This window comes from Arthrobacter sp. SAFR-044 (assembly GCF_051965175.1).
In the GTDB taxonomy this organism is placed as follows: Bacteria; Actinomycetota; Actinomycetes; order Actinomycetales; family Micrococcaceae; genus Arthrobacter.
On the sequence record NZ_JBQCMK010000005.1, the window covers coordinates 255494 to 281958 of the forward strand.

The 26465-nt window shown below is 65.6% G+C and carries 20 protein-coding genes; 16 read left to right on the plus strand and 4 right to left on the minus strand.

The window, feature by feature from the left end; all coding sequences use genetic code 11:
* Positions 1-110: 110 nt before the first annotated feature.
* Positions 111-1430, minus strand: a complete 1320-nt coding sequence (locus ACTHQS_RS10365; RefSeq protein WP_440168360.1) for an ABC transporter substrate-binding protein — start codon at positions 1428-1430, stop codon at positions 111-113.
* Positions 1431-1740: 310 nt separating this feature from the next.
* Between ACTHQS_RS10365 and ACTHQS_RS10370 the strand changes: the two genes are divergently transcribed.
* Positions 1741-2769, plus strand: a complete 1029-nt coding sequence (locus ACTHQS_RS10370) for a TerC family protein (protein WP_440168362.1) — start codon at positions 1741-1743, stop codon at positions 2767-2769.
* Between the two features lie 130 nt (positions 2770-2899).
* The gene (locus ACTHQS_RS10375; RefSeq protein WP_440168364.1) at positions 2900-4312 is read left to right on the plus strand and encodes an MFS transporter; all 1413 of its coding nucleotides are present in this window, start codon (positions 2900-2902) and stop codon (positions 4310-4312) included.
* On the opposite strand, the gene ACTHQS_RS10380 is transcribed toward ACTHQS_RS10375, so the two are convergent.
* The 3 genes from ACTHQS_RS10380 to ACTHQS_RS10390 all read right to left on the minus strand — a co-directional run bounded on the left by ACTHQS_RS10380 (position 4298) and on the right by ACTHQS_RS10390 (position 8759).
* The gene (locus tag ACTHQS_RS10380) at positions 4298-5575 is read right to left on the minus strand and encodes an alpha/beta fold hydrolase (protein ID WP_440168469.1); all 1278 of its coding nucleotides are present in this window, start codon (positions 5573-5575) and stop codon (positions 4298-4300) included. The genes ACTHQS_RS10375 and ACTHQS_RS10380 overlap by 15 nt on opposite strands.
* Positions 5576-5639: 64 nt before the next feature.
* Positions 5640-6155, minus strand: a complete 516-nt coding sequence (locus ACTHQS_RS10385) for an N-acetyltransferase family protein (protein WP_440168366.1) — start codon at positions 6153-6155, stop codon at positions 5640-5642.
* 63 nt (positions 6156-6218) lie between these two features.
* Positions 6219-8759 (minus strand): DEAD/DEAH box helicase, encoded by a 2541-nt coding sequence (locus ACTHQS_RS10390; protein WP_440168368.1) that lies wholly within the window; start codon positions 8757-8759, stop codon positions 6219-6221.
* 97 nt (positions 8760-8856) lie between these two features.
* On the opposite strand from ACTHQS_RS10390, the gene ACTHQS_RS10395 reads away from it, so the two are divergent.
* The 14 genes from ACTHQS_RS10395 to ACTHQS_RS10460 all read left to right on the plus strand — a co-directional run bounded on the left by ACTHQS_RS10395 (position 8857) and on the right by ACTHQS_RS10460 (position 26462).
* Complete coding sequence (locus ACTHQS_RS10395; protein ID WP_440168370.1) at positions 8857-9636, plus strand: trans-aconitate 2-methyltransferase; 780 nt, start codon at positions 8857-8859, stop codon at positions 9634-9636.
* A gap of 140 nt (positions 9637-9776) precedes the next feature.
* Entirely contained in the window at positions 9777-11519 is a 1743-nt protein-coding gene (locus ACTHQS_RS10400; RefSeq protein WP_440168372.1) for an ABC transporter ATP-binding protein, read from the plus strand.
* The gene (locus ACTHQS_RS10405; RefSeq protein WP_440168374.1) at positions 11516-13327 is read left to right on the plus strand and encodes an ABC transporter ATP-binding protein; all 1812 of its coding nucleotides are present in this window, start codon (positions 11516-11518) and stop codon (positions 13325-13327) included. The genes ACTHQS_RS10400 and ACTHQS_RS10405 overlap by 4 nt, the downstream gene beginning before the upstream one ends.
* Positions 13324-13701: a GntR family transcriptional regulator gene (locus tag ACTHQS_RS10410; protein WP_440168376.1), complete on the plus strand. Its 378-nt coding sequence runs from the start codon at positions 13324-13326 to the stop codon at positions 13699-13701. Before ACTHQS_RS10405 ends, ACTHQS_RS10410 begins: the two co-directional genes overlap by 4 nt.
* 47 nt (positions 13702-13748) lie before the next feature.
* The gene (uvrA, locus tag ACTHQS_RS10415; RefSeq protein ID WP_440168378.1) at positions 13749-16673 is read left to right on the plus strand and encodes an excinuclease ABC subunit UvrA; all 2925 of its coding nucleotides are present in this window, start codon (positions 13749-13751) and stop codon (positions 16671-16673) included.
* Positions 16674-16752: 79 nt separating this feature from the next.
* Complete coding sequence (locus ACTHQS_RS10420) at positions 16753-17469, plus strand: HAD hydrolase-like protein (RefSeq protein ID WP_440168380.1); 717 nt, start codon at positions 16753-16755, stop codon at positions 17467-17469.
* A complete protein-coding gene (locus ACTHQS_RS10425) occupies positions 17456-18124 on the plus strand; it encodes a lysophospholipid acyltransferase family protein (protein WP_440168382.1) in 669 nt (222 codons plus the stop codon). Before ACTHQS_RS10420 ends, ACTHQS_RS10425 begins: the two co-directional genes overlap by 14 nt.
* A gap of 100 nt (positions 18125-18224) precedes the next feature.
* Positions 18225-20225: an excinuclease ABC subunit UvrC gene (gene uvrC, locus ACTHQS_RS10430; RefSeq protein ID WP_440168384.1), complete on the plus strand. Its 2001-nt coding sequence runs from the start codon at positions 18225-18227 to the stop codon at positions 20223-20225.
* 68 nt (positions 20226-20293) lie between these two features.
* Positions 20294-21217, plus strand: a complete 924-nt coding sequence (gene rapZ, locus ACTHQS_RS10435; RefSeq protein WP_440168386.1) for an RNase adapter RapZ — start codon at positions 20294-20296, stop codon at positions 21215-21217.
* Positions 21217-22236 (plus strand): gluconeogenesis factor YvcK family protein, encoded by a 1020-nt coding sequence (locus ACTHQS_RS10440; protein WP_440168388.1) that lies wholly within the window; start codon positions 21217-21219, stop codon positions 22234-22236. Before rapZ ends, ACTHQS_RS10440 begins: the two co-directional genes overlap by 1 nt.
* A gap of 9 nt (positions 22237-22245) precedes the next feature.
* Positions 22246-23226 (plus strand): DNA-binding protein WhiA, encoded by a 981-nt coding sequence (gene whiA / locus ACTHQS_RS10445; protein ID WP_015937022.1) that lies wholly within the window; start codon positions 22246-22248, stop codon positions 23224-23226.
* 102 nt (positions 23227-23328) lie between these two features.
* Complete coding sequence (locus ACTHQS_RS10450; RefSeq protein ID WP_440168390.1) at positions 23329-23955, plus strand: superoxide dismutase; 627 nt, start codon at positions 23329-23331, stop codon at positions 23953-23955.
* A gap of 259 nt (positions 23956-24214) precedes the next feature.
* Complete coding sequence (gene gap, locus ACTHQS_RS10455) at positions 24215-25225, plus strand: type I glyceraldehyde-3-phosphate dehydrogenase (protein ID WP_159632061.1); 1011 nt, start codon at positions 24215-24217, stop codon at positions 25223-25225.
* A 10-nt stretch (positions 25226-25235) separates the two neighbouring features.
* The gene (locus ACTHQS_RS10460) at positions 25236-26462 is read left to right on the plus strand and encodes a phosphoglycerate kinase (protein WP_440168393.1); all 1227 of its coding nucleotides are present in this window, start codon (positions 25236-25238) and stop codon (positions 26460-26462) included.
* Positions 26463-26465 lie beyond the last annotated feature (3 nt).

Sequence of the window (26465 nt, forward strand, 5' to 3'; positions counted from 1 at the left end):
ACGGAGGTCCGGGCACCCTGTGCCGGCAGCGCGCTGGCCTGGGAGCCAGGAACGGCGGACACCCTGCTGGTGGGGTGTCCGCCGTTCTTGTTGGCGATGTGCTTCCTGACTTACTTCCTGGCCGAGTCGATCATGGCCTTTGCTTCCTGCATCAGGCCGTTGGCAGCGTCGGCGGGGGACTTGCGGTCGAAGAGGACGTCGGTGCTGTAGCGCTGGATCAACGCCTGGACCCCGGAAGAACCGGTGGGAGGGACAGGAGGGCCGCTCCTGAGATCCGGCTTGATGTCCTTCAGGAATGCCGCAGCGGCCTTATCCGCTGGCGTCAGCTGTGGATCGATGGCCGCCTGGACATCCGTGTTCGTGGGAAAGCCGCGCTCGGTCAGGATCGTTTTCGCCGAATCCAGGTTGTTGAGCATGTAGTTGACAACTTCTGAAGCCTCCTTAGGGTGCTTGCTCCTCGAGGAAACGGACCAGAACATTGAGGGCTTGTAGGACATGCCGTTCTCTTTGGCGCTGCCGGCGGAGCTGGGGGCGCGGAGGATCTTCACGTCGGTCTTCAGTGCAGACTGAAGGGCGTTGACCTGGTTCGTCCACCACCAGGACATTGCCGTCTTGCCGGTGGCGAACAGGGTCTGTTCCACGGGCGCACTGATGTCCTCCGTGGCGATGTTGGCCGGAGGGGCAGCTCCCTTGTTGCGCAGGTTCAGCACGTTCTGGAAGAAGGACGTGGCCGTGGCCTCCTTGAAGCCAAGTCCGCCATCGGCCGAGTAAAGCGACTCGCCGTGCTGCATGGCCCAGGTGTTCAGGTCGGAGTCCGTCAGCGAGTATGAACTGCCGTAGTTGGTCTGGCCCGCCTTGGTTGCCGCAGCGGCCACAGCGGAGGCAGTCTTTGCGTAGTCATCCCAGGTCCAGGTCTTGTCGTCCGGGACGGGCACCCCGTAATCCTGGAACATTTTGGTGTTGATCATCACGGCCTTGGCGTTCTGCCCGGTGCTCAGGCCGTACTGCTTGCCGCCCACCTGCCCGGACTTCAAAGCATCCTGGTCGATCTTCGACGTGTCGATGTTGCTTTGCCTGGACAGGTCCAGGAGTGCACCCCGGCCGCCGTACTCAGCGATGTAGGCCTGGTCCATCTGGATCACGTCCGGAGAGTCGTTCGCGGCCGTGGTGGTGGCCAGTTTGTCCCAGTAACTGCTCCACACGCCGGGTTCAGCCTGGATCTTGATGTTGGGATGCGAGGCTTGGAAGGCGTCGATCACTTGCTGCGTCTGTTTGTTCCGCAGGTCGTTGCCCCACCAGGTGAAGCGGACCGTGACGTTTCCGCCGCTGTCGGTCGACGATGCGGGAGTACAGCCAGCGGCGAGCATGGCGACCGTGGCGGCCGCGGCGAGCGTTTTGAGCACGATGCCGGAGCAAAGGGAAGTCTTCATTGACCCTGACTTTCTGAAAGTGACCCAGGTTGGACGAGAAACCGCTTTCTCGCTGCGAGCGATTATTGCAAGGGCCAACGCCGAGCGTCAATGGAAATCGGAAAACGTTATCCCGCGGGCGCGGAAGCGGTCCCCCGGCTGCCTGGGGTAGAGTTATAGGCACGTAGGGGAGTATCCCAAGCGCTACGATCGTCAACACGCAGGGCACAGTTGCCCCGCCGGGCGTAGCGGGCCGCCACATCAGCACCAAGTGCACAGGCAGGCCGGAGAGACTTACACCATTTTTGTGTACCCTGCGAAAGGCCGCCCTGTGCTCGATTTGCCCGTATGGTTCGAGGTTGGCTCATTTGCCGTCCTCGGCCTGATTCTCCTGATCGATCTCCTCCTGGTGGTGCGGCGCCCGCACGAGCCGTCCATGAAGGAAGCCGGTCTGTGGGTGGCTTTCTACGTCACCCTTGCCCTGGCCTTCGCCGGCGCTATGTTTGCCTTCACCGGGCCGGAATTCGGCAGCCAGTTTGTCGCGGGCTGGGTGACTGAGTACAGCCTCAGCATAGACAACCTCTTCGTCTTCATCATCATCATGGCCAGGTTCTCCGTGCCCCGGAAATACCAGCAGGAAGTGTTGATGGTGGGCATCATCATCGCGCTCATCCTGCGGGGCATCTTCATCATGCTGGGCGCAATCGTCATCGAACAGTTCAGCTGGGTGTTCTACATCTTCGGCGCGTTCCTGCTGTGGACGGCCTGGAAGCAGGCCCAGGACGAGGGCGAAGAGGAAGAAGACCGCGAGAACCCGCTGATTGCGAAGATCCGCAAGGTCATCCCGATGTCTGAGAAGTTCGACGGCGGCAAGTTGCGCACCGTGGTCAACGGCAAGAAGGTCTTCACCCCCATGGTGATCGTCTTCGTTACCATCGGGCTCACGGACCTGTTGTTTGCAGTGGACTCCATCCCCGCGATCTTCGGCCTGACCCAGAGTCCTTTCATTGTCTTCACCGCCAACCTGTTCGCGCTGATGGGCCTGCGCCAGCTGTACTTCCTGCTGGGTGGCCTGATGAACCGGCTGATCTACCTGAAGCACGCGCTGTCCTTCATTCTGGCGTTCATCGGCGTCAAGCTTGTCCTGCACGCCATGCACGTCAACGAACTGCCCTTCATCAACGGCGGACACCACATCGAGTGGGCCCCCGAAATCCCCACCTTCGTGTCGCTCGCCGTGATTGTGGGCACCATCATCGTGGCCGTCGTCGCCAGCCTGCTCAGCTCCAAGGCCCAGGCTGCCAAGGTGGATCCGCGCCTCGAGGAAGACGCCCGGAAGAGCCACAGCGACGCCGAGTAAGCGCGCTCCGGCGCGTTCCAGTCCAGTAATCCCGGCCGCTCAGGCGGCCGGGATTACCCCTTTAAGCCTCCACGGGACGCATGGGGTCCCACCCCTGTGGGTCGTGCCCGCGCAGGACTATGCTCGGATCATGGCCCGCACGCTTGTGATGGATCGGGGTGCCCGCCAGGTGCAGCGGCGTACCGTACTGCTCTTGAGCGTGGCCCAGGTGTTTGGTGGACTCGGGACCGGATCGACCGTCTCCATTGGTTCCATCCTGGCCGTGGAACTCTCCGGTTCCAGAGCCTGGGCTGGCTCCGTGGCAACAGTAATGACCCTCGGGGCAGCGGCCGCCGCACTGCCGCTGGCATCGCTGGCCGAACGGCGCGGGCGCCGGGCGGGCCAAGTGGCAGGCCTCTCCGCCGCCTTGGCAGGTGCCGTGCTCATGGTGCTGGCGGTGACGTCCAGTGCCTTCATCCTGCTGGTCCTGGGAGCGGCAGGCATCGGCGTGGGCACCGCCGCCAGCCTGCAGGCCAGGTTCGCCGCGGTGGACCTCGCTGCCGCCGAACACCGCGGGCGCGCCTTATCCACCGTGGTCTGGGCGGTCACAGTCGGCGCCGTGGCCGGGCCCAACCTGATCCAGCCCGGAACGGCCGTCGGAACTGCCTTGGGCCTGCCGCCCATCGCGGGCCCGTTTGTGATCTCCGCGGCCGGGCTCCTCATCGCCGCCGTGCTCCTGTTCGCCGGTCTTCGCCCGGACCCGCTGCTGCTGGCACGCAGTCTTGCCGCGGCCAACAACGTCTCGCCGATTCCACGGGACCGGGAAGCGCTGCCCACCGCCACCGCGCCCGCCGGCAGCACCCCGGCAACTGCCCCACCGAACGGCGCGCCGGCAAGGACCCAGGCCACCGGGGCGGCTTCCCGGGGATCGCTGGACCGTGGGCTGCGGGCCATCCGCGGCTCCCGGACGGCACTGCTGGCGGTCACCGGCGTCGTAGCGGCCCACGCAGTGATGGTTGGCGTCATGTCCATGACGCCGCTCCACCTGCAGCACCTGGTGGAAGGACCCGGTCCCCATGCAGGCCACATCGCGGAGGGGGACGTGCTGGTCATCATCGGCTTTACCATTTCGCTGCATATCGCCGGGATGTTCGCACTCTCCCCGGTCATGGGCTGGCTGACTGACCGGGCAGGCAGGATAGAGACGATCATCATCGGCTTCACGCTGCTGATCGCTGCCGTGGCCATTGCCGGGTTCGGCCAGTCCTCCACCGGCGCGGTGGCCGCAGGACTGGTGCTGCTTGGCATGGGCTGGTCCGCGGCCACGATTTCAGGATCCACCCTGCTGGCCGAAAGCGTGGGCCAGGACGCCCGCGTGGCTGTGCAAGGCGTCTCCGACATGCTGATGGGTGCCGCAGGCGCCGTAGGAGGCGCCGTGTCCGGGCTGGTCCTGGGCTTTGCCGGCTACCTCGGCCTCAACCTGCTCGGTGGAGCCATCGGGGCGGCCGTCCTGGCCGCCGCCGTCGTCACCCGCACGTCACGCCGGCGCTCAGCGGCCGCCTGAGCGCGCCATACCCAGGAGGCGGGCGAAAATCCTCTCACCGTCGTCGGCGATCCCGTCATGATGGAAGTCCGCAGTCTCCCAAACCTGCAGCCCGCGCACCGAAGCTGCCGTGCGGAGGGAAAGGTCGCGGTCCACGTAGATATCGTCCGAATAGACCGCAGCGGCCGCGGGGACGGTGTTGGCGGCCAGGACCTCCGGGTCGTAGAGCGGTTTCCAGTCCTGCTTGGCTGCCAGCAGGTCAGCCACCTCCCGCAGCGGCTGCAGGGCCGGGTCCTGCTCGAAGTACCACGGGTACACCATTTCGCCGGTCAGCAGCAGCGGTTCCGCGTCCGGCCTGAACCACGGGTTTTCGCCGAGCATCCGCCAGGCTGACCAGTTGGTTGCCTGCTCCTGGCCGTAAATGGATTCATGCATCAGGGCATACAGCGGATTAGAGCGGCGCGACACCACGCTGTGGAGGAACTGTTCCAGGAAGGCGTCCGAAAGCCTGGGACCGCCGGCGGTGTCCACGAACGCGTCCTCCAGCAGGTAATGCAGGCTGTCCACGCGCGTGTTGCCGCCCAGGAATGCGCCGGCCATCTGGAACCGCTCCACGGTCAGGGGACTGCCGTCGGGCAGGAGCTCCCTTGTGCAGCGCAGGTGGCGGGCAATCCGCTCCACTGCGTCCCGGTCCTCCGGATACCAGCCGAAGTATTCGTCGTTCCGTGCCGCCACGCGCTGATAGGTGGCCCGGTACACGTCATCAGCGCTTCCGGTCAGAGGTGCCAGGCCGCCGGTGATGAGGACTTCGCGCAGTCCTTCGGGGGCGAAGGACAGGTACGTCAATGCGCAGAAGCCGCCGTAGCTCTGGCCATAGATGGTCCAGGCGGGTGATTCGAGGGCACCGCGGATCAGTTCCGCATCTGCCACGATCGAATCGGCCCTGAAGTGCTCCAAATAGGCTGCCTGGTCCGCAGCGGACCCGCGGCCGGGCAGGGTTCTGCGGTCCAGGGGCGTTGAGAGCCCGGTGCCGCGCTGGTCCAGCATCAGGATGCGGAAGTCCTGCGCTGCGGCCTTGCTCCAGCCGCCCAGGGACCCCCATCTGTTGCCGCGCCCGCCCGGGCCGCCCTGCAGGAAGAGGAGCCAGGGAAGCTGGGCGGCAGCCTCCTCGCTGTGCGCCGCTGACACGTACTCGCGGGCGAAAACCGTGATGGTCTCCGCGGAACCGCCGGGCGGCGCGGAGTGGTCCAGGGGGACCTCGAAGTAGTGCTCCAGGGTGCGCATCCCACGGAATTCGTGCCTGGCCCTGACCTCATGCCCGGCGACCGGGGCCGCTCCCCGGCGCACGTCAGCCACGGGCAGGAGCGGAAAGGGAGCCGCGGGAGCCCGCGTTTCCAAACTGGTCCAGCGCCTCGCCGGTGAGCCGGAAAGTGGACCATCCGTCCATGGGGCGGGCGCCCAGGCGCCGGTAGAAGTTGATGGAGGGCTCGTTCCAGTCCAGCACGCTCCATTCCACGCGTGCGTAGCCGTTCTCCACGGCGATCGCGGCAAGGTGCTGCAGCAGGGCCTTGCCGTGCCCGTCTCCCCGGGCGTCCGGGGAGACGTAAAGGTCCTCCAGGTAGATCCCGTGGACGCCTTCCCATGTGGAATAGTTCAGGAACCACAGCGCAAAGCCCTGCATAGTGCCCGCCGCGTCTTCCGCGATGGCCGCGAAGACCCGCGGGTTCTCACCGAACAGTGCCTGCTCCAGCATTTCCGGTGTGTTCCGGACGGCGTCGGGTTCCTTCTCGTAGTGCGCCAGTTCGTGGATCATCCGGAGGATTGCGGGAACGTCATGCCGGGTTGCGGGGCGGATTACACTCATTGTTCGAGCTTACCGCCGGCTCGGGCGTGGCAGCCGCAGGGCAACGGAAGGGCCAGACCCGGGTTAGAGCCGGTTGACGTCCGTTACCTTCACCACGGCTGTTCCGGTCGCGTCCGAGTCCGCCAGGTCCACCTCCGCCGAGATGCCCCAGTCGTGGTTGTCCGCCGGATCGTCAAAGATCTGGCGCACCTTCCAGGTCCCCGGTTCTTCGGTGATGATGAGCAGGCCCGGCCCCCGCGCATCCGGTCCCGTCCCGATATCATCGTGTTCGTCGAAGTAGTCGTCCAGCGTATCTTCCCAGCGTTCGGCACCCCAGCCGGACCCGCCGTCGAGCTCTCCCAGCGCGGTGGCGTCCTCGTCGGCGAACAGTTCCACGCGGCGGAACATCTCGTTGCGCACCATCACCCGGAACGCGCGGATGTTGGAGGTGAGCGACGGCGGCGGGGGCGGCGGCGCGTCGTGCGGCGTAGGTGCCGCACCGGAGGTGAGTTCCTCCCATTCGTCGAGGAGGCTGGAGTCCACCTGCCGGACCAGCTCACCCAGCCAGGCCACAAGGTCTTCGAGGTCCTCCCGGAGCATGTCCTGCGGAACAGTTTGGCGCAACGCCTTGAAGGCATCCGCGAGATAACGCAGCACGATGCCTTCGGACCTGGCCAGGCCGTAGAACTGGACGAATTCGCCGAAGTTCATGGCGCGCTCGTACATGTCGCGGACCACGGCTTTGGGGGCAAGCTCGAAGTCGCCCACCCACGGCGCGGCCTTCCGGTATACCTCGAACGCTTCGCCCAGGATTTCGGCGAGCGGCTGGGGGTACGTGACATCGTCCAGCATGGCCATCCGCTGGTCATAGTCGATGCCGTCAGCCTTCATGGCGGCCACCGCCTCGCCGCGGGCCTTCTTCTGCTGCGCGGACAGGATCTGCCGCGGTTTCTCCAGGGTCGCCTCGATAACGGACACCACGTCGAGGGCGTAAGACGGCGACTCCGGGTCAAGTAGGTCCAGCGCGGCAAGCGCGAAGGGGGAGAGTGGTTGGTTCAGGGCGAAGTTGGGCTGCAGGTGCACGGTCAACCGGACCGATCGGCCATCCGGCCCCTGCTCCTCCGGCGGGATCCGCTCAATGACTTCGGCGGCGAGGAGTTCGCGGTAGATGCCCAGCGCCTTCTTCATCAGCCGCAACTGGCTGGAACGGGACTCGTGGTTCTCGGTGAGCAGCCGCCGGGCCGCCGCGAACGGGTCACCGGGCCGTTCCATCAGGTTCATCAGCATGGCGTGCGTGACCGTGAAGCTGGACGTCAGCGGATCGGGGACTGATTCCACCAGCCGGTTGAACGTCGGTTCGCCCCAGGACACGAAACCTTCGGGCGGTTTCTTCTTGACCACTTGACGCAGCTTCTTTTGGTCGTCGCCGAACTTGGCGGTGGCCTTCGCCATGGCCTTGACGTTCTCGATCACGTGCTCGGGAGCCTGCACCACTACCGTCCCGGCGGTGTCGTAGCCCGCCCTGCCGGCCCGGCCCGCAATCTGGTGGAACTCGCGTGAGTTGAGCAAGCGGGTGCGGACGCCGTCGTACTTGCTGAGGGCGGTCAGCAGCACGGTGCGGATGGGCACATTGATGCCCACGCCCAGCGTGTCCGTCCCGCAGATCACCTTCAGGAGTCCCGCTTGGGCCAACTGTTCCACCAGCCGGCGGTACTTGGGCAGCATGCCGGCGTGGTGCACGCCGATCCCATGGCGCACCAACCGGTTCAGCGTCTTGCCGAACCCGGCGGCGAACCGGAAGTTGGCGATCAGCTCCGCGATCTTGTCCTTTTCCTCCCGGGTGCACACGTTGATGCTCATCAGGTTCTGGGCGCGGTCGATCGCCTCAAGCTGGCTGAAATGCACCACATAGACCGGCACCTGCCGGGTGGAGAGCAGTTCCTCCAGCGTCTCGTGGACCGGGGTCTGGTGGTAGTAGTAGTGCAGCGGAATGGGCCGCTCCGCAGAACTCACCGTGGTGGTGGCGCGGCCGGTCAGCGCCGTCAGCCCCTCCTCGAACCGGGTGACGTCACCCAGGGTGGCGGACATCAGCAGGAACTGTGCCTGCGGAAGCTCCAGGAGCGGGACCTGCCAGGCCCAGCCGCGCTGCGGGTCGGAGTAGAAGTGGAATTCATCCATGATCACCGCACCGAGCTCGGCCGCCGGGCCCTCCCGCAAGGCGATGTTGGCCAGGATCTCCGCGGTGCAGCAGATGATGGGCGCATCCTGGTTGACCCCGGAATCGCCGGTGATCATGCCCACGTTCCCGGCACCGAAGATGTCGCACAGCGCGAAGAACTTTTCCGACACCAGGGCTTTGATCGGGGCGGTGTAGTAGCTCCGCCGCCCCTGCGCCATGGCCTGGAAGTGCGCGGCGATTGCCACCAGCGATTTCCCTGACCCGGTGGGCGTGGCAAGGATGACGTTGGCGCCCGTTGCCAGTTCCATGATGGCCTCGTCCTGGGCCGGGTACAGCGAAAGGCCCCGGCTTTCCGTCCACTCCACAAAACGGCTGTAAAGGGCGTCGGGGTCGACGGCGGCGGCGTTGGGGACGGACAGGTCGCTCAGCTGGTCAACGAGTTTCATTGACTTAAACCTTAGTGCCACGTTGCGGACGGACCCGGCGCCCCGGCCGGGTTAGGCTTCGCCTTGCCCGTGTGCGTGTTAAGACCTGGAGAAATTGATGAAATGGGACCCCGCAAAGTACATCCGGTTTGGTGACTACCGGAGCCGGCCGTTCTTCGACCTGGTGGGCCGGGTCGATGCTGACCGTCCCGCGCGGGTCGTCGACCTTGGCTGCGGGCCGGGGAACCTGACAGCCACCCTGGCTGAGCGCTGGCCCGGCGCCCAGGTGGTTGGCCTGGATTCCTCCGAGGAGATGCTGGCCAAGGCGGCACCCCTGGCGGAGGAAGTTCCGGGCCTGGCATTTGAACGGGCCGACATCGCCGCCTGGATGCCCGGTTCGGAGACAGACGTCGTGGTAAGCAACGCAGCCCTGCAGTGGGTACCCGGCCACCAGGAACTGATGCGCAGATGGCTCGAAGCCCTCCGGCCGGGCGCCTGGTTTGCCATGCAGGTGCCGGGAAACTTCAACGCCCCCTCGCATTCCCTCATGCGGGAGCTCGCGGCGTCGGACCGCTGGTCCGGCAAGCTGGGCGGGGTGCTGCGGGGCGGGGAGTCGGTGGGGGAGCCCGAGGACTACCTGGGCATCCTGTTCGACGCCGGCTGCGCGGCCGATGCGTGGGAAACCAGCTACCAGCAGGTCCTCCAGGGGCCGGACCCGGTGCTGGAGTGGGTCCGCGGCACGGCACTGCGGCCGGTCATGGCCGTTCTTGGCGATGATGACGCCCAGCGTTTCGAAACGGAGTACGCAGCGGCCCTGCGGAAGGCCTACCCCCGGGGGGCGCACGGCACTGTCTTCCCCTTCCGGCGGATCTTCGCCGTGGGCCAGAAGGCGGAGTAAACGGGGCCCAGTTCCCGTGTTTTCCAGCCAGTCACAGGATGTGACAGCACCGGAAAGTGATGTGGCTTACAATGGCCACTATGCTTCAGGGGTCAAGCCGCCGGCCCCCTCTTCGGCCGTAGGCATTTGCAGGGGGTATTTTGCTGGTCGGACTCTTAAAGCGGCAGCTTGCGGGCAAGCACGCGCAACTGTGGGCGATCGTTGTGCTCCAGCTGGTCCAGGCGGCGGCGAACCTCCTGCTGCCCACCGTGAATGCAGCCATCATCGATGATGGAATCGTGGCAGGCCAGCCCCAGGTAATCTCCCGGCTTGGCGCGCTCATGGCCGCTATTGCCGTGGTCCAGGCAGTGTCCGCCATCGCCGCCGGCTACCTCGGCGCCGTCGTGGCCATGAGTATCGGGCACTGCCTGCGCGCGGAAGTTTTCGGCCGGATCCAGACACTGTCCTCGCAGGATGTGGCCCTGTTCGGAACGCAAAGCCTGACCACCCGCGCCACGAACGATGTCCAACAGGTCCAGGCGTTTGCCCTGCTGGTTTTCACCATGCTCTTCGCCGGCCCGGCCATGGGCATCGGCGGGATCGTCCTGGCCGTCCAGCAGGACATGGCACTGTCCGTCGTGGTGATTGTCATTGTGCCCCTGCTCCTGCTGATCATGTACTTGATCGTGCGCCGGCTCATTCCGCTTTACCGCGAGGGCCAGGAGATGCTGGACCGGTCAGGCAGCATCCTGCGCGAGCAGATCATCGGCGTGGACGTGATCCGTGCCTTTGTCCGCCAGGGCCACGAAGCACGGCGGTTCGCGGCGACCAATGCCGGGCTGACCGCCAATAACCTCAAATCTGCGCTCCTGGTGGCCGGGATGCTGCCAATGATCATGCTGGTGGTCAACACCAGCTCGGTTGCCGTGGTGTGGTTCGGCGGCCACCGCATCCAGGCGGGATTGATGAACCTCGGCGCGCTCACGGCGTTCATCGCCTACATCATGCAGATCCTGCTGGCAATCATGATGTCCATGTACGTCCTGATGACGGCGCCGCGGGCCGCCGTCTGTGCCGAACGCATCCAGGCGGTGCTGGACACCGAAGCGTCCGTCCACAGTCCCGCAGGGCCGCCGCAGTTCCGGCTGGACCCGACGCAGCCGGCAACACTGGCCTTCCAGGGCGTTCGCTTCTCCTATCCCGGAGCCGAAGCGCCCGTGCTTGCTGACATCAGCTTTACCGCCTCTCCCGGTACCACCACCGCAATCGTCGGCTCAACCGGCAGCGGCAAGACGACGCTGCTGAACCTGATCCCACGTTTCCTCGACCCCACTGAAGGCCGCATCTCACTTGCCGGCCACGACATCCGCGGCCTGCCCCTGGACCAACTCCGCGCTGCCATGGCCATCGTGCCCCAGCATTCCCACCTGTTTACCGGGACAATCGCCGACAACCTGAGGATGGCTGCCCCCGACGCCACGGACGGGGACCTGTGGGCCGCCCTCGAGACGGCGCAGACCATGCGGTTCATGGATGACCTCCCGCTTGGGCTTGCCACCCCCGTGGGCCAGGGGGGCGCCAGCCTTTCCGGCGGCCAGCGCCAACGACTGTGCATCGCCCGCGCACTGTTGCGCAGGGCGCCCCTCTACATTTTTGACGACAGCTTCTCCGCCCTCGACTACGACACGGACACCAGGCTGCGGAATGCACTGGGGCAGGCACTCGCCGCCGCAACGGTCATCATTGTGGCCGAGCGCATTTCCGCCGTGGAGGACGCAGACCTCATCCTGGTACTCGACGACGGCCACCTCGTCGGTCAGGGCACGCACCGGGAGTTGCTGGAAACGTCCACCACCTACCGCGAAATTGCCGAATCGCAGCTCGCGCTGGGCGGCACGCTGTGACGGCAGGGGACGAACCCGGGGAAACGGCCTACAAATTCTGGCCAACAGCCGCGAGGCTCCTTGGCCTCCTGCGTCCCTTCCGCCTGCAGATGCTCGGAGCAGTGGGATCCACCTGCGCCTTTGCCGTCCTCAACGTGGCAGCCCCGAAATACCTCGGTGATGCCACCGACGAGGTGGTGGAGGGCGTCTTCCAAGGCAGCCTGGACCAGCGCCTCGGAATCCTGCTGGCTGCGGTGGCCATGATGTATGTTTTCGCTTCCCTGTTCAACTGGGTCCAGGGCGCGTTGACCGCCCGGGCCGTGCAAGGGCTCATGTACGGCCTTCGCGCATCGGTGGAGGACAAGCTGCACCACCTGCCCTCCACCTACTTCCGGGCACGGTCCCGCGGTGACGTACTGAGCCGCGCCACCAATGACATCGACAACATCGCCCAGGCCCTGAACCAGGTCCTGACCCAGCTCATCGTCTCGGTCCTGATGCTCTGCGGCTCGCTGGCCATGATGCTGTGGATCTCACCGCTGCTCGCCGCCATCGCCATCGCCACCGTCCCCGTCTCCACGTTGATCACCGTCATGGTGGCCAGGCGGTCCCAAGAGCATTTCGCGCGGCAGTGGAAGGAGACCGGCGAGCTGAACAGCCATGTGGAGGAATTCATCAGTGGCCACGAAGTCATCAAGGCGTTCGGCCGGCAGGAACAGGCGGCGGACGTCTTCACCCGCAGCAATGGCCGCCTGGCCCGGGCGGCCGCGAAGGCACAGTATTCAGCCGGGGTGGTCCAGCCGCTGATGGTGCTGATGTCCAACCTCAACTACATCGCGGTTGCGGTGGTTGGTGCCCTGCAGGTCATCGCCGGCGCAATGACCATCGGGGGCGTCCAGGCCTTCATCCAGTTCAGCCGGCTGTTCACGCAGCCGGTGGGACAGATCGGCGGGCTGCTGAACGTCATGCAATCCTGCGCAGCGTCAGCCGCCAGGGTCTTCGTTCTCCTCGACGCCGGGGAAGACCCGCCCGACCCCGAAAGGCAGGGCACCGGCGCGCTGCCCGGCGGCCGCATAGGCTTCCACCACGTCACATTTGGCTACCCCGGCTCCGTGCCCGCTGTCCGCGACCTCACCTTCACCGTGGAGCCTGGCCAGGCGGTGGCCATCGTGGGACACACTGGCGCGGGCAAAAGCACCGTGGTGAACCTCCTCATGCGATTCCTGGAACCCTCATCCGGCCGGATCACCATGGGGGGCCGGGACATCGCGTCAATTCCCCGGGACCAGCTGCGGGCGCAGTTCGGTGTGGTGCTCCAGGATTCCTGGCTCTTCGACGGCAGCATTCGCGAAAACATCGCCTACGGCCGGCCCGGCGCGCCGGATGCAGCTATTGTCGCGGCCGCGGAAGCCACCCACGCGGACCGCTTCATCAGGTCCCTGCCGCACGGGTACGACACAGTGCTGGAAAATGGCGGCGAACCCCTCAGCCAGGGCCAGCGGCAGCTCCTCACCATCGCCAGGGCACAGCTAGCCGGACGCACCGTCCTGGTCCTGGACGAAGCAACCAGTTCCGTGGATTCCAGGACGGAACTGCTCATCCGCCAGGCGATGCAGCGGCTCCGCCACGGACGGACCAGCTTCATGATCGCCCACCGTTTGTCCACTATCCGGAACGCTGATCTAATTCTCGTCATGGACCATGGACGCATCGTCGAGCAGGGTACGCACGCGAGCCTGCTTGAAGCCAACAGCTACTACGCAACCCTGTATAACGCCCAGTTCGCTGAACGGGACGGCAGGGCCGGGGTCCTGGAGGGCGGCCTGTGAGCACAGGAGAGTTTCCGGGATCATGGCGGCCCAATCCTGCCAGCAGTGTGGCGCTGTTCGAACAACTGCGGCTCCAGGTCATCCACCTCGCGGACAACGGTGCACTGGCGGCCGGCACCAGGCTCCCCGCCGTGCGCGCCCTAGCGGAGAAACTCGACGTTGCCCCGCACACCGTGGCCAGGGCGTACAAGGAACTGGAGGCGGCGGGCATCGTTGCCACCCGGGGACGCAACGGGACCGTGGTCTCGGCCCGGGATGAGAGGCTGGGAGGCCTGTCGGAGGCCGCTGCCGCGTACGCCGCCGTCGCCAAATCCCAAGGCGCCAGCTTCGCCGAAGCCGTGAAGCTCCTGGCGGCCGCCTACGATGTTCCCTGAGGGCGGAACCGTCCAAGTTCGAAAAAGTTTTCGATTAGCATTATTGGGTGCCTAAAGCCTTAGCTGAAGAAACCCCTGCCCCCTCCGCTTCCCCAGCCGTCCCCGCTGCTGCCGTCCCGCAGCGTCCGGACCTCTCCCGCCTCGTGGTGAAGGGCGCGCGGGAGCACAACCTGCGCAACGTGGACCTCGACCTGCCCCGCGATGCCATGATCGTCTTCACCGGCCTCTCCGGATCCGGCAAGTCGTCGCTGGCATTCGACACCATCTTCGCGGAGGGCCAGCGGCGCTACGTTGAATCGCTGTCCGCCTATGCACGCCAGTTCCTTGGCCAGGTGGACAAACCCGATGTCGACTTCATTGAAGGCCTCTCCCCGGCGGTCTCCATCGACCAGAAATCCACCAGCAAGAACCCGCGGTCCACGGTGGGAACCATCACCGAAATCTATGACTACATGCGTCTGTTGTGGGCGCGCGTGGGCAGGCCCCACTGCCCGGTGTGCGGTGAGCCGGTGTCCAAGCAGACGCCGCAGCAAATCGTCGACCAGCTCCTTGAACTCGACGAGGGCACCCGCTTCCAGGTCCTGGCGCCGGTGGTGCGCGGACGCAAGGGCGAGTTCGTGGACCTCTTCAAGGAACTGACCGCCAAGGGTTACTCCCGGGCACGGGTGGACGGCAACCTGGTCCAGCTGAGCGATCCCCCCAAGCTGGGCAAGCAGTTCAAGCACACCATTGAAGTGGTGGTGGACCGCCTGGTGGTCAAGGAGGGCATCAGCCAGCGGCTCACGGACTCCATCGAAACAGCCCTGGGTCTGTCCGAGGGCCGGGTCCTTGCTGAATTCGTGGACCTCGAGGCCGACGCGCCGGGGCGGATCCGGGCGTTCTCCGAAAACCTCGCATGCCCCAACGAGCACCCCCTCGCCATCGACGAGATCGAGCCCCGCTCCTTCTCGTTCAACAACCCGTTCGGCGCCTGCGCGGCCTGCAGTGGAATCGGTACCCGCCTGGAGGTGGATGAGGAACTCATCGTTCCCAACCCGGAGCTGTCCCTGTCGGAGGGCGCCATTGCACCGTGGTCGCTGGGGACGGCCACCACTGAGTACTGGAACCGGCTCCTGGAAGGCCTGGCCAAGGAAGTGGGCTTCTCCATGACCACGCCGTGGGAGAAGCTGGGCAAGGATGTGCGCCAGACCGTCCTGCACGGCAAGGACCACAAGGTGGTGGTGCAGTACCGCAACCGCTTTGGCCGCGAACGCAAGTACAGCACCGGGTTCGAAGGCGCCATCCAGTACGTCCACCGCAAGCACGGCGAGACCGATTCCGACTGGGCCCGCGACCGCTACGAGGAGTACATGCGGCAGGTCCCCTGCCCCGCCTGCAACGGCGCACGCCTCAACCCCGCATCCCTGTCGGTCCTGATCAACGGCAAGTCCATCGCCGAGGTGGCCGCGCTGCCCATGCGGGACTGCGCAGAGTTCCTGAACAACCTGGTGCTGACCGGACGAGAAGCCCAGATCGCCCACCAGGTCCTCAAGGAGATCCAGGCCCGCCTGACCTTCCTGCTGGACGTGGGCCTGGAGTACCTCAACCTTGAGCGCCCGTCCGCCACCCTCTCCGGCGGCGAAGCACAGCGCATCAGGCTCGCCACCCAGATCGGCTCCGGCCTGGTGGGGGTCCTCTACGTTCTCGATGAACCCTCCATCGGCCTGCACCAGCGCGACAACCGCCGGCTGATCGAAACGCTCACCCGGCTCCGCGACATGGGGAACACCCTCATCGTGGTTGAGCATGACGAAGACACCATCCACGTGGCCGACTGGATCGTGGACATCGGACCCGGCGCCGGCGAACACGGCGGCCAGGTGGTCCACTCGGGGACCTACAAGGAACTGCTGGACAACCGGGAATCGCTGACCGGCGACTACCTGTCCGGCCGCAAGGCCATCGAGGTACCGAAGAAGCGCCGCAAGTACGACAAGAAGCGCGAGATCAAGGTGCTGGGCGCACGGGAGAACAACCTCCTGAACGTCGACGCCGCCTTCCCGCTGGGGCTCTTCACCGCGGTGACCGGAGTGAGTGGCTCGGGCAAGTCCACGCTCGTCAACGAGATCCTCTACAAGGTGCTGGCCAATAAGCTCAACGGCGCCAAGCAGGTGGCCGGGCGGCATAAGACGGTCCAGGGCCTGGAGCACCTGGACAAGGTGGTCCACGTGGACCAAAGCCCCATCGGCCGTACTCCGCGATCCAACCCTGCCACGTACACGGGCGTCTTCGACAACATCCGCAAGCTCTTTGCCGAGACCACCGAGGCCAAGGTGCGCGGCTACCTTCCGGGGCGGTTCTCCTTTAACGTCAAGGGCGGCCGCTGCGAGGCGTGTTCGGGTGACGGCACGCTGAAGATCGAGATGAACTTCCTGCCGGACGTGTATGTCCCGTGCGAGGTGTGCCACGGGGCGCGTTACAACCGGGAAACCCTGGAAGTGCACTACAAGGGCAAGACCATCGCCGATGTCCTGAACATGCCCATCGAGGAGGGCGCCGAGTTCTTCGCGGCGTTCTCACCCATCGCACGCCACCTGAACACCCTGGTGGACGTGGGACTGGGCTACGTCCGCCTTGGACAGCCTGCCACCACCCTCTCCGGCGGCGAGGCGCAGCGCGTCAAGCTCGCGGCGGAACTGCAGAAGCGGTCCAACGGCCGCAGCATCTATGTCCTGGACGAACCCACCACGGGCCTGCACTTCGAAGACATCCGGAAACTGCTCATGGTCCTGCAGGGCCTGGTGGACAAGGGCAACACGGTGATCACCATTGAGCACAACCTCGATGTCATCAAGAGCGCCGACTGGCTGGTGGACCTTGGGCCGGACGGCGGTTCAGGCGGTGGCCAGATCGTTGCGGCAGGAACACCGGAGCAGGTTGCCAAGTCCAGCACCAGCCACACCGGGAAATTCCTCGCCGAAATACTCGGCTGACCGGAGGAAACTGCACCGAAATATTCCGCAGCTGGAATGCGAGTTTCAGGCATTACTGCTGTCGTGAGAAACTAACCCGGTGACTTCAACAACAGTGCCCGTGATCTTTGACCTGGACGGCACTCTTGTCGATCCGGCCGGTGGAATAACTGAGGGGATTGCCTCAGCCCTCCGCGGGCTGGGGCTCCCCGTTCCCGGCCAGGACCTGCTCGATTCGATGATCGGCCCCAAGCTCAGCGATTCCCTGCTCAACGTGGCCAACGTGCCGGCGGACCGCCTGGAAGAGGTGGTCCGCCGCTACCGCGAGCACTACGTCGCCAAGGGAATCGCCCAAAGCCGGCTGTACCCGGGCATCCGCGGAATCCTGGAATCCTTCGCGGAGGCGGGCCGGCCCGTCGCGGTAGCAACCCAGAAACCCCAGCGGCTTGCCCACAAGGTCCTGGCACACCATGGCATCGATGGTTTCTTCCATGGCATCCACGGCTCGGGCGACGACGAAGCGGCTGTGGAAGGCGTTCCGCTCGGCAAGACCCAGATCATCGCCGCCGCGCTGAGGGACCTCGATACCCGGCACGCGATCATGGTGGGCGACCGTGCCCAGGACGTGTCCGGTGCCATCGCCAACGGGCTGGACTGCATCGGCGTTGTCTGGGGCTTCGCTCCCGACGGAGAGCTGGAGGAGGCCGGATCCGTGGCCGTCGTCAGCACCGGCGAGGAGCTGGTAGCGGTCATCGAACGGCTCCAGGCGGTCCACACCGCGGCCATGAGCGGGGTGAGCAACGATGGAAATGTTTGATGCCGTCCGCTGGACCACGCGCAACCTGATCGGCGGCACCTGCCGGCCCACCGTCGTCGGACTTGAAAACGTCCCTTCCGACGGTCCCTTTATCGTGGCGCCCAACCACCTGTCCTTCTTCGACAGCGTGATCGTCCAGGCCCTGATGCCGCGGCCGGTTGCCTTCTTCGCCAAGGCCGAGTACTTCACCACCGGCGGTGTCAAGGGCAAGGTCATGAAGGCCTTTTTCGAATCCGTGGGCTCCATTCCAGTGGAGCGCGGTGAGCAGGCCGCCAGCGTCCAGGCACTGAGAACCCTGCTGGACATCCTGGAGGCCGGCCGCGGCATCGGCATCTACCCGGAGGGCACCCGGTCCCGTGACGGCATCCTGTACCGCGGCCGCACCGGCGTCGGCTGGCTGGCGCTCACCACCGGCGCGCCCGTCATCCCCGTAGGCCTGATCGGCACCGAAAAGCTGCAACGCGCCGGGGAAAAGGGTGTCAGGCCACAGCACTTCACCATGAAGGTGGGGGAGCCGCTGTACTTCGACAAGACCGGGCCGGACCACTCGCTGCCGGCCCGCCGCGAGGTCACGGACCGCATTATGGACGCAATCGCTGTGCTCAGCGGCCAGGAGCGTTCCACCAGTTACAACCAAAGCAAGTCCGCGGAGTAGTCCAGCCCCCGGTCCAGCAGCACCTCCTCCGGCAGCGCCTGGGCCGGTCCAAATTCGCCGGCTGGCGAGGAGACCCGGCGCGACTCAGTAGACTTGATGGGTGGCAAATCCAGCAAGTTACCGGCCCAAGACGGGTGAAATCCCCACCAACCCGGGCGTCTACCGGTTCCGTGATCCGCACGGCCGGGTCATCTACGTAGGCAAAGCCAAGAGCCTCCGGTCAAGGCTGAACTCCTATTTCGCCAACCCGGCGGGGCTGCTGCCGAAGACCTATGCGATGGTCCACGCGGCCAGCAGCGTCGAGTGGACCGTGGTGGGCAGCGAACTGGAGTCGCTGCAGCTGGAATACACCTGGATCAAGGAATTCAAGCCGCGCTTCAACGTGGTGTTCCGGGATGACAAGACCTATCCCTACCTTGCCGTGACCATGAGCGAAAAGTACCCCCGGGTGCAGGTCATGCGGGGGGACAAGCGGAAGGGAACCCGCTACTTCGGCCCCTACACCGCCGGCGCCATCCGGGAAACCATGGACACCCTGCTCCGGGTCTTCCCGGTCCGGAGCTGCAGCGCCGGCGTCTTCAAGCGGGCCGAGGCCAGCGGCCGGCCCTGCCTGCTGGGGTACATCGACAAGTGCTCGGCGCCGTGCGTCGGGCGGATCTCGCCGGAGGACCACCGGGCACTCGCTGAAGATTTCTGCGCCTTCATGGGCGGTGAAGCCAAGCGCTTCATCAACAAGCTTGAAAAGCAGATGGCGGACGCCGTGGCGAAACTCGACTACGAGCACGCAGCCCGGCTCCGCGACGACATCACGGCACTGCGGAAGGTTTTCGAGCGCAATGCCGTCGTGCTGGCCGAGGACACCGATGCCGACGTCTTCGCCCTGCACGAAGACGAGCTGGAAGCGGCCGTCCAGGTGTTCCACGTCCGCGGCGGCCGGATCCGGGGCCAGCGTGGCTGGGTGGTGGAAAAGGTGGAGGACTTCACCACCCCGGACCTGGTGGAGCACCTGCTGCAGCAGGTCTACGGGGAGGACGGCGACACGCACGGCCGGCTGCCCCGCGAAGTCCTGGTACCGGTGGCGCCCAGCAACCAGGAGGACCTGGCCAATTGGCTGGGCGGGATCCGGGGCGCCAAAGTCGACATCCGGGTGCCGCAGCGCGGGGACAAGGCGGCCCTGATGTCCACCGTCCGCGTAAATGCCGAACACGCGCTGAAGCTCCACAAAACAAGGCGGGCGGGGGACATCACCGTCCGGTCGCAGGCCCTCCAGGAGCTACAGGAAGCACTGGACCTGCCCGTCCCCCTGCTCCGGATCGAGTGCTTCGACGTTTCCCACGTCCAGGGCACCAACGTGGTGGCCTCCATGGTGGTGGTGGAGGACGGGCTGCCCAAGAAGTCCGACTACCGCAAGTTCTCCATCACCGGCCCCGCGGCCGCTGATGATACTGCCGCCATGCATGACGTCCTGACCCGCAGGTTCCGCCACTACCTCCAGGACAAGTCGGCGCAGGTGGACGAATCGGTGCTGGAAGGGGACAGCCAGGACAGGGCATCGGATGCCGCCGTGCTGGACACCACCACTCCGGCGCCCAAGGCCAAGTTCGCGTACCCGCCCAACCTCGTGGTGGTGGACGGCGGCCAGCCCCAGGTGAACGCCGCCGCCCGTGCACTCAGGGACCTGGGGATCGACGATGTTTACGTGGTGGGGCTGGCCAAGCGCCTGGAGGAAGTCTGGCTTCCTGACAGCGACTTCCCGGTGATCCTGCCCCGCACCTCGCAGGGCCTCTACCTGCTGCAACGGATCCGCGACGAGGCCCACCGCTTCGCCATCACCTTCCACCGGCAGAAGCGCGGCAAGGCCATGACCGTGTCGGCCCTGGACGCCGTCCCGGGCCTCGGCGCCTCCAAGCGCAAAGCCCTGCTGGCGCACTTCGGATCGGTCAAGGGCGTGAAGGCCGCCACGGTGGAGGAGCTCTCAGAGGCGAAAGGCATTGGCCCTGCCTTGGCCGGAGCCATCATTAGCCACTTCGCCGCAGAGGGATCCGAGCCTCTGGCGGTGCCGGCCATCAACATGACCACCGGCGAAATCATTGAAACTTAGCTAGGGTAAAGGACGGGGCAACGCCATCGCGGCGGCCCTTGAGACGACGACGAAACGGGGCAGGCTTCATGGCAGACACAACGGCGGGATCCGGCGCGGGCCACGATGGGCTGGAGCCCGTTAAGCCGCTCGAGGCGGAGCTGCTGGTGGTCACCGGAATGTCGGGTGCCGGTCGGAGCACCGCGGCGGACGCGCTGGAAGACCACGGCTGGTATGTCGTGGAGAACCTGCCGCCGCAGATGCTGGGCACGCTCGCGGAGCTGGTCTCGCACGCCCCGCAGTCGATTCCCCGGCTGGCAGTGGTGGTTGACGTCCGCAGCAAGGGCCTCTTTGCGGATATCCGTGCAGCCCTGGGGGCACTCGCGGCCAGCGGGGTCACCTTCCGCGTCCTGTTCCTCGACGCCAGCGACAACGTCCTGGTCCGGCGGTTCGAACAGGGCCGGCGCCCGCACCCCCTGCAGGGCGGCGGACGCATCCTGGACGGCATCGCTGCCGAACGTGAGCTGCTGCAGGAACTGCGCGACAGCTCCGACGTCGTCCTTGATACCTCCAACTACAACGTGCACGGCCTGGCCACCGCCATCACGGAACTGTTCAGTGAAACCGGCCCGGTGGCCCTGCGCCTCAACGTCATGAGCTTCGGCTTCAAATACGGGCTGCCGGTGGATGCCAACTATGTGGCCGACGTCCGCTTCATCCCAAACCCCCACTGGGTGCCGCAACTTCGCCCGCAGACCGGCCTGGACAAGGACGTCAGCGACTACGTGCTGGAGGCTGAGGGCGTCAAGAACTTCGTGGACCGCTACGTCCTGGCCCTGGAACCCGTCCTCGAGGGGTACCGCCGGGAGAACAAGCACTACGCCACCATCGCTGTCGGCTGTACCGGCGGCAAGCACCGCTCCGTAGCGGTCGCGGTGGAACTTTCCAAGAAACTCGCGCAGTATCCGCGGGTGACGGTGACCACCGCGCACCGGGATCTGGGCCGCGAGTAATGTCGTTGTTCACCGGAGCCCTGCCCCTGGTGCCGCCGGCCGCTGGTAAGGGCTCGAGCCAGCAGGACAAGGGCCCCAACGTCGTGGCCTTGGGCGGCGGCCACGGCCTGGCGGCCTCGCTGTCGGCGCTGCGCCTGCTCACCTCAGAGCTGACAGCCATCGTCACAGTGGCGGACGACGGCGGCTCTTCCGGGCGCCTGCGCGAAGAGTACGGCGTCCTTCCGCCCGGAGACCTGCGCATGGCCCTTTCGGCACTCTGCGACGACACCGACTGGGGACGCACCTGGCGCGATGTGATGCAGCACCGGTTCCGCGCCGGAAAGCACCCCGGAGGGTCCCTGGACGAGCACGCCATGGGCAACCTGCTGATCGTCACGCTGTGGGAGCTGCTGGGCGACGCCGTCGCAGGGCTCAAGTGGGCCGGTGCGCTGCTTGGCGCCCGTGGCCAGGTCCTGCCCATGTCAACAGTCCCGCTCACCATCGAAGGCGACGTTCGCGTCACCGCACCCGACGGAGGAACCGCCCTCCAGACCATCCACGGCCAGGCACGCTGCGCCGTGGCCGGCTCGCTGGAGGAAGTCCGGCTCCTCCCGGAAGCAGCGCCTGCCTGCACCGACGCCCTGACGGCCATTGAACTGGCGGACTGGGTGGTCCTGGGCCCGGGCTCCTGGTACACGTCCGTCCTGCCGCACCTGCTCCTGCCCGAGATGCGGCAGGCGCTGTGCAGCACCTCCGCCAAACGCTGCCTCACCATGAACCTCGCCACGGACACCAAGGAAACCAGCGGTATGACGGCGGCAGACCACCTCCACGTCCTCCGGCGCTATGCGCCTGGGTTCAGCGTGGACGTGGTCCTGGCCGACCCCGCGTCCGTACCGGACCGGCAGGAGTTCGAGAAGGCCGCCGGCATGATCGGCGCGGAGGTGGTCTTGGGTAAAGTAGGGGCGTCGGGACGCCGCCCCGTCCACGAGCCGCTCCGGCTGGCCACGGCGTACCAGGACATTTTTGGGAACAGTTAGGAAGGTGCCATGGCACTGACAGCATCGGTCAAGGAAGAACTGTCCCGTCTGGACATCAAGAAGTCATCAGTGCGCAAGGCTGAAGTCTCCGCAATGCTCCGGTTCGCCGGGGGACTGCACATCATTTCCGGCAGGATCGTCATCGAGGCGGAGGTTGACCTGGCCTCCACCGCCCGCAGGCTCCGCGCCGCCATCGCCGAGGTGTACGGACACCAGAGCGAAATCATCGTCGTCTCCGCCGGGGGACTGCGCCGCGCCAGCCGCTACGTGGTCCGCGTGGTCCGCGACGGCGAGGCGCTGGCCCGCCAAACCGGCCTCCTGGATGGCCGCGGCCGCCCCGTGCGCGGCCTGCCATCCGCCGTCGTCAACGGTTCGGCAGCAGACGCCGAAGCCGTGTGGCGCGGGGCGTTCCTGGCGCACGGTTCGCTCACGGAACCCGGCCGGTCATCGTCGTTGGAAGTCACTTGCCCGGGACCCGAATCTGCCCTGGCGCTGGTCGGCGCCGCCCGCCGGCTGGATATCCAGGCCAAGGCCCGCGAGGTCAGGGGAGTGGACCGGGTCGTCATCCGCGACGGCGACACGATCGCCGCGCTCCTGACGCGCATGGGCGCCCACGACGCGCTGATGGTGTGGGAGGAACGCCGGATGCGCAAAGAGGTCAGGGCCACCGCCAACCGGCTTGCCAACTTCGATGATGCCAACCTGCGCCGCTCCGCCCAGGCAGCCGTCGCGGCGGGCGCGCGCGTGGACAGGGCCCTGGAAATCCTGGGTGATGATGTCCCGGACCACCTGAAGTATGCAGGTGAACTGCGGGTGGCGCACAAACAGGCAAGCCTTGACGAGCTGGGCCGGCTTGCCGACCCCGTGATGACCAAGGATGCGATCGCGGGCCGGATCCGCCGCCTGCTGGCCATGGCGGACAAGCGCGCGCTTGACCTGGGCATTCCCGGAACGGACGCCAATGTGACGCCTGAAATGCTGGACGAGTAGGCGCCCCCTAGAATCAGAAATAATTCCGGGCACCAGCTGCCCGGATGCACAATCCGAGAGTTACCAACCGGGCCTTTCTGGTCCACGATATTGGAGGATTTTGTGACCGAGTACGTATTGCCGGAACTCAGCTACGATTACGCCGCCCTCGAACCGCACATCTCTGCGCGGATCATGGAGTTGCACCACAGCAAGCACCACGCCGCCTACGTGGCTGGCGCCAACAACGCCCTGGCCCAGCTGGCGGAGGCCCGCGAAAAGGGCGACTTCGCCAACATCAACCGGCTCTCCAAGGACCTCGCGTTCCACACCGGCGGCCACATCAACCACTCCGTGTTCTGGAAGAACCTCTCCCCGGACGGCGGCGACAAGCCCGAGGGCGAACTGGCCGCAGCGATCGATGACGCCTTCGGCTCGTTCGATGCGTTCCGCGCCCAGTTCTCCGCAGCAGCCCTTGGCCTGCAGGGCTCGGGCTGGGGTTTCCTGGCTTACGAACCCATCGGTGGAAACCTGGTCATCGAGCAGCTCTACGACCAGCAGGGCAACGTCGCACTCGGCACCACCCCGCTGCTCATGCTGGACATGTGGGAGCACGCTTTCTACCTGGACTACGTCAACGTCAAGGCCGACTACGTCAAGGCGTTCTGGAACATCGTCAACTGGGCGGACGTCGCCCAGCGCTTCGAAGCAGCCCGCGCCAACGCCACGGGACTGATCACCCTTCCGTAGTGACCGGCGTTATACATCGCTGTAACAAACTTCACATTCCGACTTAAACCGGCCGGGATGTGGACCGTCCGCCCCCGCACTTGCGGGGGCGGACCCAGTTAAACGTAAGATAGGTCACGGAAGGCGGTTAGCCTTCAGCAATGAGGCTGGTCGCCCTCCGTGTAAATCATCTCTGCCCAATGGCGTGCGGGATCTGTTAGTTGGCTTCAACGCCCGCTCAACTAGTAGTGCTTTTCAAAGCACCAAGGAGACTGTAAAAGTGACGACCCGTATTGGTATCAACGGCTTTGGCCGCATCGGCCGCAACTACTTCCGCGCAGCGCTTGCCCAAGGCGCTGACCTCGAGATCGTTGCCGTCAACGACCTCACCAGCCCCGAAGCCCTGGCCCACCTGTTCAAGTACGACTCTGTCGGCGGCCGGCTCAAGGAAACCATCGAGGTCAAGGACGGCAACATCGTCGTCAACGGCAATGTGGTCAAGGTCCTGGCCGAACGCGATCCCGCCAACCTCCCCTGGGGCGAACTGGGTGTTGACATTGTCATCGAGTCCACCGGTTTCTTCACCAAGGCAGCCGACGCAAGGAAGCACATCGATGCCGGCGCCAAGAAGGTCCTGATCTCCGCTCCGGCTTCGGATGAGGACATCACCATTGTGATGGGTGTCAACCACAACCTCTACGACAACGCCAAGCACAACATCATTTCCAACGCGTCCTGCACCACCAACTGCCTGGGCCCGCTGGCAAAGGTCGTTAACGACGAATTCGGCATCGAGCGCGGGCTCATGACCACCGTCCACGCCTACACTGCCGACCAGAACCTCCAGGACGGCCCGCACAAGGATCTGCGCCGTGCGCGCGCTGCCGCCATCAACATGGTTCCCACCTCCACGGGTGCCGCCAAGGCCATCGGCCTGGTCCTGCCGGAGCTCAAGGGCAAGCTGGACGGCTACGCCATCCGTGTACCCGTGCCCACCGGCTCTGCCACCGACCTCACCGTCACCGTGTCCCGCGAAACCACCGTGGAGGAAGTCAACGCAGCACTCAAGCGTGCCTCTGAGTCCGACGAGCTGCAGGGCTTCCTGACCTACACGGAAGAGCCCATCGTGTCCTCCGACATCGTCGGCGACCCCGCTTCGTCCATCTTCGACGCCGGCCTGACCAAGGTGATCGGCAACCAGGTCAAGGTTGTTTCCTGGTATGACAACGAATGGGGCTACTCCAACCGCCTCGTCGACCTCACGGAGCTTGTGGCAGCCAAGCTGGGCTAGGGTTAGACACATGACATCACACACCCTCAACGAACTGATCGCTGAAGGTGTCCGCGGGCGGTACATTCTGGTTCGAAGTGACCTGAATGTGCCGCTCGACGGCTCTACAGTCACTGACGACGGCCGCATCAAGGCCTCGCTCCCAGTGCTGGCAAAGCTCACGGACGCCGGTGCCCGCGTGCTGGTAACAGCCCACCTCGGACGCCCCAAGGGCGCCCCGGAGGACAAATACTCCCTTCGCCCCGCAGTGGACCGCCTCGCCGAACTTGCAGGCTTCAAGGTCACCTTGGCTGCCGATACCGTCGGTGACGCTGCCAAGGCAGCCGCGGCCTCCCTTCAGGACGGTGAAGCCCTGGTTCTGGAAAACGTCCGCTTCGACGCCCGCGAGACCAGCAAGGACGACGCCGAACGCGGCGCCTTCGCTGACGAGCTGGTGGCGCTCACTGGCAGCAACGGCGCCTACGTGGACGATGCCTTCGGTGCCGTCCACCGCAAGCACGCCAGCGTCTACGACGTCGCCACCCGGCTGCCGTCGTACCAGGGCGACCTGGTGCACACCGAGGTGGAGGTCCTGCGCAAGCTGACCACCGACACCCAGCGCCCCTACGTGGTGGTTCTCGGCGGTTCCAAGGTCTCGGACAAGCTCGCGGTCATCAACAACCTGATCGGCAAAGCTGACACCATCCTGGTGGGCGGCGGCATGCTCTTCACGTTCCTGGCCGCCCAGGGCTACAAGGTTGCCTCGAGCCTCCTTGAAGAGGACCAGATTCCGGTCGTCCAGGACTACCTGAAGCGTGCCGCGGATGCCGGCACGGAATTCGTGGTTCCCACTGATGTGGTGGTGGCAGAGAAGTTTGCTGCCGACGCTGGGTACGAAACGGTTGCGGCTGACGCCATTGAGGGCAGCAGTTTTGGTGCCCAGGGCATCGGCCTGGACATTGGGCCTGATACCGCTGCTGCCTTTGCGGAGCGCATCAAGGGAGCCCGGACCGTCTTCTGGAACGGCCCCATGGGAGTCTTCGAATTCGAGGCATTCTCTGCAGGCACCCGTGCCATCGCCCAGGCCTTGACTGAGACTGATGGGTTCACCGTGGTGGGTGGCGGCGATTCGGCTGCCGCTGTGCGCACGCTCGGTTTCAGTGACGACCAGTTCGGCCACATTTCAACCGGTGGCGGCGCCAGCCTGGAATACCTCGAGGGCAAGGAACTTCCCGGACTTAGCGTCCTGGACCGGTAGTAC

What these genes read in the sequence shown, in the direction of transcription:
- ACTHQS_RS10375 (WP_440168364.1), top strand. Translation starts at nt 2,900, where the DNA reads ATGGCCCGCACGCTTGTGATGGATCGGGGTGCCCGCCAGGTGCAGCGG.
- rapZ (WP_440168386.1), top strand. Translation starts at nt 20,294, where the DNA reads ATGGCAGACACAACGGCGGGATCCGGCGCGGGCCACGATGGGCTGGAG.
- ACTHQS_RS10365 (WP_440168360.1), bottom strand. Translation starts at nt 1,430, where the DNA reads ATGAAGACTTCCCTTTGCTCCGGCATCGTGCTCAAAACGCTCGCCGCG.
- whiA (WP_015937022.1), top strand. Translation starts at nt 22,246, where the DNA reads ATGGCACTGACAGCATCGGTCAAGGAAGAACTGTCCCGTCTGGACATC.
- ACTHQS_RS10390 (WP_440168368.1), bottom strand. Translation starts at nt 8,759, where the DNA reads ATGAAACTCGTTGACCAGCTGAGCGACCTGTCCGTCCCCAACGCCGCC.
- ACTHQS_RS10385 (WP_440168366.1), bottom strand. Translation starts at nt 6,155, where the DNA reads ATGAGTGTAATCCGCCCCGCAACCCGGCATGACGTTCCCGCAATCCTC.
- ACTHQS_RS10395 (WP_440168370.1), top strand. Translation starts at nt 8,857, where the DNA reads ATGAAATGGGACCCCGCAAAGTACATCCGGTTTGGTGACTACCGGAGC.
- ACTHQS_RS10380 (WP_440168469.1), bottom strand. Translation starts at nt 5,575, where the DNA reads ATGCGCACCCTGGAGCACTACTTCGAGGTCCCCCTGGACCACTCCGCG.
- ACTHQS_RS10460 (WP_440168393.1), top strand. Translation starts at nt 25,236, where the DNA reads ATGACATCACACACCCTCAACGAACTGATCGCTGAAGGTGTCCGCGGG.
- ACTHQS_RS10425 (WP_440168382.1), top strand. Translation starts at nt 17,456, where the DNA reads ATGGAAATGTTTGATGCCGTCCGCTGGACCACGCGCAACCTGATCGGC.
- ACTHQS_RS10440 (WP_440168388.1), top strand. Translation starts at nt 21,217, where the DNA reads ATGTCGTTGTTCACCGGAGCCCTGCCCCTGGTGCCGCCGGCCGCTGGT.